Here is a 13549-nt window from a genome sequence, read left to right as displayed (position 1 = left end):
GCTCGTCGTCATGGCGGGCTGACCGGTTCATAGTGCGGCAGGCGGTAGATACGGTAACGGCCGGATTCGAAGACCCGGTCGAGGAAGGCATCGTAGTCGGGGAGCGGGCCGGGGTAGCGGGAGAGTTCGACGCTGCCGACGACGAGGTAGTCGGCGCCGTACTCCCGCATCGCGGCGAGGACGGCGTCCGGATTCGAGGCGAGGTACGCCTGGTCGACGGCGTCCTGGCGGGCGAGGAAGCGCTCGCGGTTCGCCGGCGAATCGCCACGCCACTGGATTTCGTGGAAGTACCAGCCGATGGGGACCTGGCGGCCGGTGCGGGAGGCGACGCGACCGGCATCGGTGTAGTCGACGCCGGCATCGACCATGCGGCGGCTGCCGTCGGCCTCGACGACCCAGCGGCGGCCGGTGGCTTCGATGAGGACTGCGCCGGGCGGGACGTTGTCCTCGACCCACCGGACGAGGGAGTATTCACCCGGGTCGGCCGATTGCAGCCAGGCGAGGCCGTCGATGGCGGTCGGGCGGCTGAAGCCTTCGGTGCGGTTGAAGGCAGCGAGGAGCGGGTAAACGAGGCCCCCGGCGAGGAGGATGGCCGCCGCGGGGACCGCCGCGCGGGCGGCGATGCGGCGGGGCGCGCCGGCGCCCGCGGCGCCGCGCAACGACGTCGCGAGAAGGCCGGCGGCAGCGACCGACCCGGAGATGCCGAGGAGCAGCCACGCCTGGTAACTGAGCTTGAAGACCGTATTCAGGCGGGGGACGGACCCGAAGAAGACGTCGCGGACGAGGAAGAGTTCGGCGCCGTAGAGCAGGAGCACACCGGCGGCCCCGAACGCAGCGGCCGGAGCTGCGCCGCTCCGCCGGGCGGCCAGGGCGAGCACCAGCGCGGCGAGCGCCCAGGTGAGGCCGCCGTACGCGGCGAGCATGACCCAGCCGGCGGCGCCCCGGTTCTCCGCGGCAGCGGCGAGGTCGCCGCGGAGAGCGGCGAGACCAACCCAGCCGATGAAGGGGAGCACCGCAGCCCAGCCGGCCACGGTGGCGGGCGGCCCCAGGCGCCGGAAGCCGGGCGCGAAGGCGAGCAGGCCGAGGCCCGCGAAGGCCAGCGGCACGCCGAACTGGAGGAAGGCGTGGGCCGGCCGCGTGCCTTCGCCGGTGTAGGCGTAGAGACCGCTCGCCTGGGAGCTGAAGGTCAGCCACCACGGGGCATAGAGCGCGAGCGCGAGGAGCCCAGCGGGGGCGAGCCAGCCGGCCGCCGCCGCCATGGCCCGGGCGAGCGGCTGCTCCCGCGCGTTGCGGGCAATAACGGCCAGGCCGAGGAGTGCGGAGAAGGTCACGACGTCCCACGCGTTCTGGAACGCGAGGCCGCCGAAGATGACCGCGGCGGCCGCGGGGCGCCAGGGCCACCGGGCTGCGGCGCGCCAATCGAGGCTACCCCGGGCGCGCCAGAGCGCGGCGGCGAAGGCCGCTGCCAGCGTCGTGAGGGGCAGGGCCATGACGTGCGGGTGGAGGTCGCCGAGGAGGAAGCTGAAGAACGGGAACTCGGTGATCGTGCCGGGGATGACGCGGGAGCCGCGCCACCAGAACCAGTACTCGGTGGGATACCACGCGGTGGTGCGCTGGCCGGGCGGGCCGGCGTAGCAGTCAGCGGACTGGCCGGGTTCGCACGGGAGCAGATTCTCGACGCCGAAGGCGCGGTAGAGCGGCTCGCTGTAGCGTTCGTGCGCGGCAGCCCATTCGAAGACGGCGGAGAGCGAGCCGACGAAGAGGACGAGCGCGAGGGCGACGGCGGGTGCTGCGGCGGCGAACCGGCGCGACCTGCGGAGGAGGGCCCAGCGGGCGAGCGCCCACGTGAGCGAAACGAGCCCGCACGCGGTCGCGGCGAAGGTCGCGGCGAGACCGAGGTTGTACCCGCTCGAGGCGGGGATGCCGGCGATCGAGGCGAGGACGCCGACCTGGAGGTAGCCGAAGTAGTAGTAGCTGACGGGTTCGCCGGCGAGCCACGGGTCGCGGGGCGGGTAGTCGGGCGAGACCATCGTGGCATTGAGAAAGAGCAGGTCCATGGGCTGCTCGGTGCCGACGATCTCGGCGTTGTAGGAGCGGAAGGCGGTGGACGCGAGGAAGGCGCCGGTGAAGATGCTGGCCGCGATGGCTGCGCCGGCGGCGATGCGGGCGAGTTCGCGCCGCTGCAGGCGGAGCCGGCCGGCGACCCGTGCGGCCGCGACGGCAGCGAGGGCGGCGGCAAGGAGGTAGCTGCCGCGGCCGGGCGGCAGGACCGCGGCGGTGCGGAGGAGGAAGTACGGGAGGGAGACGGCCAGGAGGCCGAGCGGCACGGCGAACCCGGCACCGGCATCCGGGAAGCGCCGGAAGATGGCGACGGCGAACGGGAGGCCGATCGCGCCCAGCAGCATCGCGGCGAGCCAGGCGGCGAGCACGGCCTCCATGGCGGCTCAGGCGAGGAGCGAGTCGACGAACTCGACCGGGTCGAAGGGGGCGAGGTCGTCCATCCGTTCGCCCGTGCCGATGAAGCGGACCGGCAGGCCGAGTTCGTGCGCGATGGCGAAGGCGATGCCGCCCTTCGCGGTGCCGTCGAGCTTCGCGAGGACGATGCCGGTCACGCCGACCGCGTCCGTGAAGGTGCGGGCCTGGAGGAGCCCGTTCTGGCCGGTCGTGGCGTCGAGGACGAGGAGCGTCTCATGCGGCGCAGACGGGTCTTTGCGTTTGATGACGCGGTCGACCTTCTTCAGCTCCTCCATGAGGTTGGACTTGGTGTGGAGGCGGCCGGCGGTGTCGATGATGACGATATCCGCTTTCGACGATTCGGCGGCGGCGAGAGTATCGAACGCGACGGCCCCCGGGTCGGCACCCGGCTGGTGGGCGACGACGCGGACGCCGACGCGCTCGCCCCAGACCTTGAGCTGGTCGGTGGCGGCTGCGCGGAAGGTATCGGCCGCGCCTAGGATGACGGTCGCCCCGTCGCGCTTGAAGGCGTGGGCCATCTTCGCGATGGTCGTCGTCTTGCCGGCACCGTTGACGCCGACGACGAGGATGACGAGGGGCGGCGCGATGTCGCCGCGGACCCATGCGGGGGGCGTTTCGCCGGGTTCGCGCAGGATGGCGATGAGTTCTTCGCGGAGGAGTTCGCGGACGCGGGCGGACTGTTTCACGCCCTCCTTCTTCACCCGCTGGCGCACGCGGTCGAGGACGGTGGAGGCCGTTTCGAGGCCGGTGTCGGCGCCGATGAGGATTTCTTCGAGCTCGTCCCAGAGGGTGTCGTCGAAATCGGCGCGTTCGAAGAGGGCGCCGAGGCGGCCGAAGAAGCCGCGGCGAGTGCGTTCGACGGCACGGCCAGTCTGCTCGTGAAGCTCAGCGCGTTCTTCGGGCGTCGGCTCTTCCGGCGGCGGGGCGGCGGCTTCGCCGGGGAGCTGGGGTTCAGCGGGCTTGCGGCGCCAGAACCTCAATGGGGCACTCCTCGCGAGGGGCTGGGAGCGATGGTAGCCGGGCGGCGGTTAGGGGACAGGGTCACGACTGGGGCAGGTCGGCGAGGCGGAGGCTGAGGACTTTGGAGACGCCGTCGCGGCCCATCGACACGCCGTAGATGGCGTCGGCGACCTCGATGGTGCGCCGGTTGTGGGTGACGACGATGAACTGGGTCCGCTCGCTGAGCTTCCGGAGGGCGGAGGTGAAGCGGCCGACGTTGGCTTCGTCGAGGGCGGCGTCCACTTCGTCGAGCACGCAGAACGGCGCGGGGTTTGCCGTGAGGAGGGCGAAGAGGAGGGCAACGGCCGTGAGGGACCGTTCACCGCCGGAGAGGAGCGAGAGGCTCTTGATGCGCTTGCCCGGGGGCTGGGCTTCGATTTCGATGCCGGCCTCGGCGGGCCGGTTCGGGTCGGTGAGGGCGAGACTCGCCTGGCCGCCGCCGAAGAAAGCCTGGAAGTACTCGCCGAAGGCCCGGTTCACCGTGTCGAAGGTGACGGTGAACCGGGTGCGAATCTCTTCGTTGAGCTCGGCGATGGCGGTGCGGAGCTGGTCGGCGGCCTCGGTGAGGTCCGCCAGCTGCGTCGTGAGGAACTCGTGGCGCTCCTTCAGCTCGTGGTAGTCCTCCGGCGCCTCTTCGTTGATGGCGCCGAGGCGGCGAATCTGCCGGCGAATCTCCTCGATGCGCTGGCGGGTGGCCTCGACGTCGATGGCGGCGCCGCCCTGGATGCGCGGGGCCTCCGGTTCGGGCAGGACGTCCATGCGGTCCAGCTCGTCGAGGCTGACGATCTCGCCGGCGTCGGTGGGCGCGAGACCTTCGCGCTCCATCTCGTGGCGGAGGCTTTCGAGGCGCTCGTTGGCGCGGGCGAGCTCGGTTTCGAGGTCGAGCCGCTTGCGATCGATGGCGAGGAGCTGGTCCTGTGCGGCGGCGAATTCCTCCTGGATGGCGCGCTCGTGGTTTTCGAGGCGGTGCAGTTCGTCGCGGTCGGGCGCGGCATCCTCGGCGAAGCGGGCCTGTTCGGCGCGGATTGCCTCGAGCTCACGGGCGAGGCGCTCGAGCCGCTCGTCGATGACGCCGGCTTCGAGCTCGAGGTTGCGGGCCTGGAGCTTCCGGGCCTGGATCTGGCTGTCGAGCCGCTCGAGGGCTTTCTCGTGCTGTTCGCGCATCGCGATGAGGGTGCGGCGCTCGCCCTCGGCGGCGGCAAGCCGGCCTGAGACCTCGGACACGGAGGCGAGGGCGGCCTCGCGCCGGGCAGTGGCGAGGGCAAGCTCCTCCTCGAGGGCGGCGAGCTCCTGCCGCCGTTCGGCGGCGCGCTGCTGGAGCGCCTCGAGGGCGAGACGCGCCTGTTCGGCCTGCTGGAGGCGGCCGGCGCGCTCCCGCTGGATGTCGGCGCGCTTGGAGCGGAGGGCGTCGGCGTCGCGCCGGATGCGGTGGCGGCGTTCGCGTTCGCGCTCGAGGTCCTGCCGGGCGGCTTCGAGGGCGCGGCGGAGCATTTCGTAGTTCGCCTCGGCTTCGTGGGAGCGCTTGGCGACCTGTTCGATGGCAAGGCGCGCCTGGGCGATGCGCTCGGCGGCGACTTCCGTCCGCTTGCGCAGCTCCTCGATGCGGGCGGGGAGTTCTTCGAGTTCGCGCTGGCGGATGAATTCGCCTTCGTCGGCGCCGGTCGAGCCGCCGGCGATGACGCCGGTGGGCTCGATGTAGACGCCGTCGAGGGTGACGACGGAGCCGAGGGAGCGGCGAATCATGCGCAGCGCGGTTTGCACGTCTTCGACGACGATGACGCGGCCGAGGAGCGTATCGACGAGCGGGCGAACCCGCTGTTCGCAGCGGACGAGCCTGGCGGCGACGCCGACGACGCCGCGCTCCTTCTGGAGGTTGAGCGGGTAGACGTGGCGGACGGCGTCGAGGGGGAGGAACTGCGCGCGGCCCTGCCGCCGGCGCTGGAGGATGGCGATGGCCTCGAGGGCGACCTGCTCGTTCTCGACGATGACGGCATGGAGGCGGTGCTCGAGGGCGGCGTTGATGGCGGTTTCGAGGCCGGGCGGCACGCGCAGCTGGCGGGAGAGGAGCCCGACCACGCCGGGCAGTTCGGGCGGCTCGCCGAGGGAGCCGGGCTCGAACTCTTCGATGAGGGCCTGGCCCATGATGAGCACCTGCCGCGTGCCGGCGGCGACACCGTCGTGCTCGGCCTGGACGCGGCGGAGGGCATCGAGCCGCCCCTCGAGGTGGTCGAGCTCCCGGAGCTCCTGGTTGCCGGCGGCTTCGTACTCGCGGACTTCGTCCTGGATGCGCTGAAGCTGTTCCCGGGCGGCGTCCGCTTCGCGGCGGGCTTCGACGAGCCGGTCCTCGCCCTCTTCGACGGCGAGGCGGGCCTCGGCGATGCGGCGCCGGCTGCCGAGCAGCTCGACGATGATCGCTTTGCGCCGTGCGATGACCTGCTCCATCTCGCGGTCGAGGTCGGCGACGCGACGCTCGGCGCTTTCGATGTCGGCCCTGAAGGAGGCAGCGCGGCGGTCGTCGCCGTCGGCGCCGTCGCGGAGCTCCTGGACGCGGCTACGGACGCGGGAGTATTCGCGCTCGGCGGCATCGAGTTCCGCGCGGCAGCGGTCCATCTCGGCGCGGATGGCCTCGGCCTGGCCGGTGATTTCGAGGTTGCGGCGGCCTTCGTCGACGTCGGTGGCGGCGAGGGAGAGCCGTTCGGCTTCGAGCGCCTCGAGCTCGCGCTGGAGTTCTTCGCGGCGGACGGCGACCATCGAGCGGCGCTCGCGGTCGAGGGCGATGGCCTGCTCGGTCGCAGCGATGCGCTGTTCGATTTCGGTGCTGCGGGTATCGCGCCGGGCGATGGCGTCGCGGCGCTTCCGGATCTCCTCCGAGAGCGTGCGGAGCTGCTCCCGGAGCTGCTGGACGCGGCGGGCGGCGGCATCGTTCTCGGCGATGCGCTGGTCGAGCGCGGCGCGGACACGGACGACCTGGTTCTGGGCCTCTGCCCAGAGGTGGCCGTAGTAGAGGCGGAGGAGGGACGCCAGTTCGGCGGTGAGCCGGCGGTATTCGGCGGCGCGCTCGGCCTGCCGGCTGAGCTGGCTGAGGCGGGGTTCGAGCTCCTGGATGATGAGCGCCACGCGCTCGATGTTGTCGCTCGTGGCTGCGAGGCGGTCCTGCGCTTCTTTGATGCGGAGGCGGAAGCGCTTGACGTCGGCAGCTTCGTCGAGGAAGGCGCGGCGCTCGTCGGGCGACATGGAGAGGACTTCATCGACGAGGCCCTGGCCCATGATGGAGTAGGAGTTCTGGCCGACGTCGCCCTTCATGAGGAGGTCGATGATGTCGCGCAGGCGGACGCGGGAGCCGTTGAGGAGGTATTCGCTTTCGCCGTTGCGGTAGAGCCGGCGGGCGATTTCGACCTCGGCGAAATCGAGGGGGAGCCAGCGTTCCGCGTTGTCGAGCGTGAGGGCGACTTCGGCCATGCCAACGGCGGCGCGGTTGCCGGTGCCGGCGAAGATGACGTCTTCCTGCTTCTTCGTGCGCAGGAGGCGCGCGCTCTGCTCGCCGAGGACCCAGCGGATGGCATCGGCGACGTTGCTCTTGCCGGAGCCGTTGGGGCCGACGATGGCGGTGATGCCGGGGCCGAACTCGAACGTGGTGGTGTTCGCGAAGCTCTTGAAGCCGTGGATGGCGAGCCGCTTCAAATACACGCTGCGCCCTCCTCCCGGCGGAGCCCTTCGAGCGCGACTTCGGCGGCGCGCTGCTGGGCTTCGCGCTTGCTGCGGCCTTCGCCGCGGCCGCGGGGCTGGCCCGCTATTTTGACTTCGACGACGAAGCGGCGGTGGGGCGCATCCGCCGTATCCTCAACCGTCACATATTCGGGCGCTTCGTGCCAGCGGGCCTGGGCGAGGTGCTGGAGGGAGCTCTTCGCATCGGGGCGGGCGCCTTCGCGGATGGCGCGGTCGATCTCATCGCGGAGGAGGCGGCGGATGAGCGCGGCGGCGGCGCGAAAGCCGGCATCGAGGTAGACGGCGCCGATGAGGGCTTCGAGGGCGCCGGCGAGGTTGCGGTCGCGGGTGCGGCCGCCGGCTGCCTCTTCGCCGCGCCCGAGGATGAGGAAGCGGCCGAGTTCGATGCGCGCGGCCGCGCGCGCAAGGGTGCTCCCGCGGACGATTTCGGCGCGAATGCGGGTGAGGTCGCCTTCGCCGGCCCCGGGGCAGCTCTCGTAAAGGAGACGGGCGACGACGAGGCCGAGGATGGCGTCGCCGAGGAACTCGAGGCGCTCGTTGGAGGCGCCGGCCGCGGGGTTTTCGTTGAGGTAGGAGGAGTGCGTGAGGGCCTGTTCGAGGAGGTCGGGGCGAAGCGCACGAACCCGGAGGCGGGCGAGCAGCTCGGCGCGGTCTCCTCGTGCGGGTTCTCCCACGTACCCTCCGGCCCGGGCCGCAGCGCCGGGCAGCCTGCCCGGCGGGCAGGAAATGCTAAAGCGCTATGATCATAGGGAGCGGGTTCACGGGGAGTCAAGCCGTGCCGTATGCTCGGGGATGGTATGCAGGACGTGGACGTCAAGGTGTGCCATGTGTGCGCCGGGACCGTGGAGGCGCACATGGAGGCCTGGTGCAACTGGTGCGGGAACCTGTACCACCTGAATTCGCGGGCGGACCTGCCCGGGACGGATTGCGGGCAGGTATGGATCAACGAAGAGCACCTCGCGCTGGAGTTCGCGTGCAACGTGTGCCTCGCGCCGCCGGCTGAGCCGGGCACGCTCGATGACGTGCTCGACCTGCTGGAGGCGGCGGCGGCGGCGCAGATGACGCCGGCGGCGCTCGAGGCGCTCGCGGAGGCTGGCCAGGTTCGCCACCGGCGGACGGCCGGCGGGGTCCTGCTCTTCCGGCGGGGCGACCTGCCCGGGGGCGTCGCGCGGCGTGGATGAGGGCGCAGGTCTGCTGCGAGTGTAAACTGCCCATCGGGCCGGCGAGCGCGCTGGTATGCGCGGATTGCGGCCAGCTGTTTCATTTCCCCGATGCCCGGAAGGGCGAAACCGGGAAGGAGTGCGGTGTGCACGTGATTGGCATGCGGGAGCTGCTCGGCCGGGACGTGGTGCCCCTGTGCCGGCGTTGCGATATGGCGTTTCGGCTGCGCTACGGGGTGCCCTCATGAGCGCGGCATCGCGCCGGCGGCGGCGGCCGGCGGGGTCGGGGACGACGGGAGGCAGCGCGGCGCCGGCAGCGGCCGCGCCGAAGCCGATCCCGTTGCCGGAATGGAAGTGGCGGACGTTCCCGGTGTACTTCGCGTTCGCGCTCGGGGGATTCCTCGGGCTGTACATGGGCCTGCTGGCGTCGGTGAACAGCGGGGCGTTCCTGTTCGCGAGCGTCGTTTGGGCGGTGCTGCTCGGGGCCGGGTTTTCGCGGCTGAGCACGCGGTGGATCCTGAGCCGGCGGTGGACGCGGGCTCAGCAGCGGCGGAAGGGCTGAGCGGAGGGCGGACCGAAGCCACGAACGGGACGGGCCCTGCTCATGCGAGCAGGGCCCGTCGTGTTGGGAGGGGCGCGGCCTTCAGGCAGTTCAGGCGCGCGCTTCGCGGAAGTGCGCTACCGAGGCCGTGAGTTCGTCCGCGAGGCGGCGCATCCGCGCGGCGGTGTCGGCGAGGTCGCCGCTCTGGGCAGCGAGCTGCTGGGTAGAGGCGGACACCTCCTCGGCGGAAGCTGAGGTCTGTTCGCTCGTCGCCGAGACCTGCATGATGGCGTCGCTCACGCGGGCGGCGCCGCTTCCGAGGCTTTCCGCGCCCTCCACGGTGCGGGAGGTGCGCTCCGCGATCGCCTCGGATGCCTCGACGATGCGGCGGGCACCGGAGGCGAGGTCCTGCACGTCGCGGGCGATGGCCTGCATGCTGGTCGCTGCGTCCTGCACGCTGGCGATGATCGCTTCGAGCGAGCGGCCCGCCTCGGCGGTGATGGCCCGGCCTCGCTCGACGTCCTCGACGCCGGCCGCCATAGCGCGGACTGCCTCCTCGGTGCCGGCCTGGACGCGAGCGATGAGGTCGGCGATCTCCTTCGTGGAGGCGCTGGAGCGTTCGGCGAGGGAGCGGACGTTTTCGGCGACGACGGCGAATCCGCGGCCTTGCTCGCCGGCACGGGCGGCTTCGATCGCCGCGTTGAGGGCGAGGAGGTTGGTCTGGGCGGCGATTTCATCGATAGTGCGGACGATATCGCCGATCTGCTGGCCGTACTCGCCGAGCTGGTCGACGGTCCGGGACGCCCGCTCGACGGCCGCCGCGATGGCCTCCATGGAGGCGACGGCCTGGCTCACGGCCTGCTTGCCCTGGTCGGCGGCGCCGCGCGAGGCTTCGGCGGCGGCGGCCACTTCCCGGGAGACTGCTGCGACCTGTTCGATGCGCTGGCCGATTCGCGAGGCTTCGTCGCGGGAGAGTTCGACGGCGCGGAGCGATTCGGTGGCCACGGCGGCGACGTCCCCGGAGACATCGGCCAGGCGCTGAACTTCGCCGGCGGAATCCTGGCTGAGGCCGGAGAGGGCGACGGCTGAGCGGGTGACGTCTTCCATGGCGGTCGAAATCTGGCCGGTCGCGGCAGCGAGCTGACCCGAGGCCTCCTGGAGCGAGTCCGCCGCCTCGAGGATGGTGCGGCCCTGGGCCTTCACCGAGGCAACGACGCGGCGGATTTCGCCGAACATGCGTGCGAGCGCATTGCCGAGCTGGTCGTCCGCACTCCGCGGCCGGACGTCGGCGGTGAGGTCGCCAGCGGCGAACCGCTCTGCAGCAGCGGCCATCTCGGCGAAGTAGCCCTGCATGTCGCGGAAGGCGGCAGCGACGGTGCCGATTTCATCCCGGCTCTCATCGCTGACGGCAGCTGCGGCGAGGTTGCCGGTGGCAGCCACGCGGGCCGCGTTCGCGATCCGCCGGGCACGGCGGCCGATGGTCCAGGCGACGAGCCCCGTGAGGGCTGCGGCGACGATGGCCGCAACGACGATGATCACCACCGCACTCCGGATAGCCGCCGCGGTCGCAGCATTTGCCTCGGAAGGCGTCTCGCGCGCAACGATGGTCCAGCCGAGCTGCTCGCCGAGCGCGCCTGGGGCCGGCCGGGCGTGGAAGCGCCATTCGGAGCCATCCGGGTCGGTGTAGGTGCCCTCGAGCGGCTGTCGCGCTGATGCGGCCGCGGTCAGCGAGTCCGCGAGCGGTTCGCCGAATCGCTCGCCATCAGGGTGATAGAGCACCTTGCCCTCGGCGTCGAGCAGGACCACGTTGCCGGTGTCGCCGAATGTGAAGGCGGCGAGCTTCTCGAACACTGCCGTGACGTCGATCGTGCTCCGCAGCACGCCGACGACCTGGCTGCCATCGATGATCGGGGCAGCCACGTTCATACCCCACTTGCCGGTGCTCTCGTCGTACGACGCCGGCTGGACGACGACGGCGCCCTTGCCATCGGCGTAGGCGGCCTTCCACCAGCCTTCATCGGCCTGGTAATAGTCCGAGGTCGGCGTGACTTGTGCGATGTTTCGCCCGTAGCGGTCGGTAGCGAACATTTCGATGTGCTGGGGGAAGCGCGCCTGGAACTCTTTAATGGCGCGGGCAGCCGCGTTCTGCGTGAGCGACTGGTAGATCTGCTCGGCGCGGCCGCCGGAGCCGCCCTTTTGCCAGGCGACCCACTGGTCATCGAGCGCCTTGATGTCGGCTTCGGAGGCAGCGGCCCGGTTGGAATCGGCAGCGAGCGATGTGAACTGGCCGGCAAAGCCGAGGGCGGATGCCCGGGAGGTTTCGCGCTCGATTTCGGCGAGCGCTTCGCGGATGGCGAGTTCCGCCTGGCCGGTGAGAATGGTGCGGGTCGTTTCGCCGGTCTCGTTCGAGATCACGCGGCCGACGCCTACGATGATGGCGACCGACATGAGGGCGAGCGCCAGCACGGCGGTCACGACGAGTTTGAGGACGATCGAACGGTTCCTCCACAACGACACTTCGTTCCCTCGAGAGATTCCTCGCTCCGATTTCAGATTCGCCGCGCGGGCGTGCGAAAGGGATCGGGGAACTCCCGGGGGAAGGCGCGAGAGCTCCCGGGAACGGGCGGCGGGCGGCAGGTAAGGGGGCTTCGTGTCAGGTTGACACGAAGCCGGTGATTGGGCACAGTGGAAGCAAGGCTTAGTGTAGAAATGACACTAAGTAAGGAGGGATGCGATGGCTGCCACGCTGGCCCCGGCGGGCAAGAGCTACGCCGAACTGCTGGTGATGTATTCGGACCCTGACACCTGCCCGGCCGACGCGCTGACGCCGGTGCCGCTGGCGCAGGAGCCGGCCTTCGTGAGCTGGCAGCAGGACATCCCCCGGGCTTACCTGCAGATGGGGCCGGAAGAGCTCGACCACCGGATCGCCGCGGCGCGGGCGAAGCTCGGCTCGAAGCTGGTGATTCTCGGGCACCACTACCAGCGTGACGAGGTCATCAAGTATGCCGACTTCACGGGCGACAGCTTCAAGCTGGCGCGGCATGCGGCGGAGCAGGAGGGCATCGAATACGTGCTCTTCTGCGGGGTGCACTTCATGGCCGAGTCGGCGGATATCCTGACGCCGGAGCAGGTGCGGGTCATCCTGCCGAACATGGCCGCCGGCTGTTCAATGGCGGACATGGCGGACCCGGACGATGTGTACGCGGCGTGGGACGAGATTCACGAGGTGCTCGGCGACGACGCACGGGTCATCCCGGTGACCTACATGAACAGCGCGGCGAGCCTGAAGGCGTTCACCGGGGAGCGGGGCGGGCTCGTCTGCACCTCGAGCAACGCGGACCGGGCGCTGCGCTGGGCGTTCGAGCGGGGCGACAAGGTGCTCTTCTTCCCGGACCAGCACCTGGGGCGGAACACCGGGTACGCGATCGGCATCCCGCTGGACGAGATGGTGCTCTGGAACTGGCGGCTCCCGATGGGCGGGACGACGCCGGAGCAGCTGCGGAAGGCGAAGATCATCCTCTGGCAGGGGCACTGCAGCACGCACCAGCGGTTCACGGTCGAGCAGATCGAGAAGGCGCGGAAAGAGTACCCGGGCGTCAACGTCATCGTGCACCCGGAGTGCCGGTGGGAGGTGGTGCAGGCCGCCGACCAGTACGGTTCGACGGAGAAGATCGCGAAGGTCATCCGGGAGGCGTCGGCCGGCACGACGTGGGCGGTCGGGACGGAAATCAACCTCGTGAACCGGCTGGCGAAGCAGAACCCGGACAAGACCGTATTCTGCCTCGACCCGGTGGTGTGCCCCTGCAGCACGATGTACCGGATTCACCCGGCGTATGTGGCGTGGACACTCGAAGCGCTCGTGCAGGGGCAGGTGGTGAACGAAGTGCGGGTGGACCCCGAGACCCGGAAGTGGTCGCTGGTGGCGCTGGAGCGGATGCTCGAGCTGGCCTGAGCGAGCGGGCCGTCAGTTGGCGATGCCGAGCGCGCCGTACTTCTTCCGCCGGTGCTCGATGACGGCATCCTTCGTGCGGAGGATGAGGTCGTCGAGGACCTCGGCGAGATAGGCGACGCGGTCTTCCGCGGGTTCGATTTCGAGCAGCCGCTGTTTGACGTCCTCGCCGACCTGCAGCCATTCGCCGAGGAAGTCGACGAGGCGGTGCGGGCGCTGGGGGAGGTCGAGGCCGCGCGCCCACTGGTCGGTGAGCGAGAGGACGAGGCGGAAGTAAAGCGGAAAGGTGGCGCGGACGGTTTCGAGCGCGGCCTTGAGGCGCGGGGTCGTCGGGCCGTCGGCGTCGTCGAGCGGGGTGACTTCGCCGTACGGGTAGGGACGCGGCGGGAGGAGGCGGTCGATGCGGAAGCGCCACGTCCCGCGGGCGGTGATGAGGTAGCGGCCGCCGTCGGTCTCTTCGCAGGATTCGAGGCGGGCGGCGGTGCCGACGTCGTAGGGGATGGCGCCGGGGCCGACCTCCGGGCCTTCGCGGATGAGGACGACGCCGAACTCTCCGCCGTTCTCCAGCAGCTCGCGGATCATGACGCGGTAGCGCTCCTCGAAGATGCGCAGGGGGAGGCGCATCCCGGGGAACAGCACGGTGCGAAGCGGGAAAAGCGGGAGTTCCAGCGGCGCCGACCTCCGGTGGCTGGTGCGATT

General features: G+C 70.8%; 9 protein-coding genes. 3 read left to right on the top strand and 6 right to left on the bottom strand.

Annotation, left to right across the window (positions count from 1 at the left end; genetic code table 11):
• Positions 1-8: 8 nt before the first annotated feature.
• From N2041_RS09355 to rnc, 4 genes are all read right to left on the bottom strand, one after another.
• A complete protein-coding gene (locus N2041_RS09355) occupies positions 9-2438 on the bottom strand; it encodes a DUF2298 domain-containing protein (protein ID WP_297678093.1) in 2430 nt (809 codons plus the stop codon).
• Between the two features lie 6 nt (positions 2439-2444).
• The gene (ftsY, locus tag N2041_RS09350) at positions 2445-3455 is read right to left on the bottom strand and encodes a signal recognition particle-docking protein FtsY (RefSeq protein ID WP_297678091.1); all 1011 of its coding nucleotides are present in this window, start codon (positions 3453-3455) and stop codon (positions 2445-2447) included.
• A 61-nt stretch (positions 3456-3516) separates the two neighbouring features.
• Positions 3517-7161 carry a chromosome segregation protein SMC gene (gene smc / locus N2041_RS09345; RefSeq protein WP_297678089.1) on the bottom strand — a complete coding sequence of 1215 codons (3645 nt, stop codon included), beginning with the start codon at positions 7159-7161 and terminating at the stop codon, positions 3517-3519.
• Positions 7152-7874 (bottom strand): ribonuclease III, encoded by a 723-nt coding sequence (rnc, locus tag N2041_RS09340; RefSeq protein ID WP_297678087.1) that lies wholly within the window; start codon positions 7872-7874, stop codon positions 7152-7154. The genes smc and rnc overlap by 10 nt, the downstream gene beginning before the upstream one ends.
• Positions 7875-7997: 123 nt before the next feature.
• Between rnc and N2041_RS09335 the strand changes: the two genes are divergently transcribed.
• Entirely contained in the window at positions 7998-8381 is a 384-nt protein-coding gene (locus N2041_RS09335; RefSeq protein WP_297678085.1) for a hypothetical protein, read from the top strand.
• A 223-nt stretch (positions 8382-8604) separates the two neighbouring features.
• On the top strand, positions 8605-8922 hold the full coding sequence (locus N2041_RS09330) for a hypothetical protein (RefSeq protein WP_297678083.1): 318 nt from the start codon (positions 8605-8607) through the stop codon (positions 8920-8922).
• 90 nt (positions 8923-9012) lie between these two features.
• On the opposite strand, the gene N2041_RS09325 is transcribed toward N2041_RS09330, so the two are convergent.
• On the bottom strand, positions 9013-11418 hold the full coding sequence (locus tag N2041_RS09325; protein WP_297678081.1) for a methyl-accepting chemotaxis protein: 2406 nt from the start codon (positions 11416-11418) through the stop codon (positions 9013-9015).
• A 217-nt stretch (positions 11419-11635) separates the two neighbouring features.
• Here N2041_RS09325 and nadA point away from each other — a divergent pair, with 217 nt between their 5' ends.
• Entirely contained in the window at positions 11636-12853 is a 1218-nt protein-coding gene (gene nadA / locus N2041_RS09320) for a quinolinate synthase NadA (protein ID WP_297678079.1), read from the top strand.
• 12 nt (positions 12854-12865) lie between these two features.
• Here the strand turns inward: nadA and N2041_RS09315 are convergent, their stop codons facing one another.
• The gene (locus tag N2041_RS09315; RefSeq protein ID WP_297678111.1) at positions 12866-13519 is read right to left on the bottom strand and encodes an LON peptidase substrate-binding domain-containing protein; all 654 of its coding nucleotides are present in this window, start codon (positions 13517-13519) and stop codon (positions 12866-12868) included.
• Positions 13520-13549: the final 30 nt, after the last annotated feature.

The sequence above is a fragment of the Tepidiforma sp. genome, from assembly GCF_026419595.1.
Classification (GTDB): Bacteria; Chloroflexota; Dehalococcoidia; order Tepidiformales; family Tepidiformaceae; genus Tepidiforma.
This window is presented reverse-complemented; position numbering and strand designations above follow the sequence as displayed.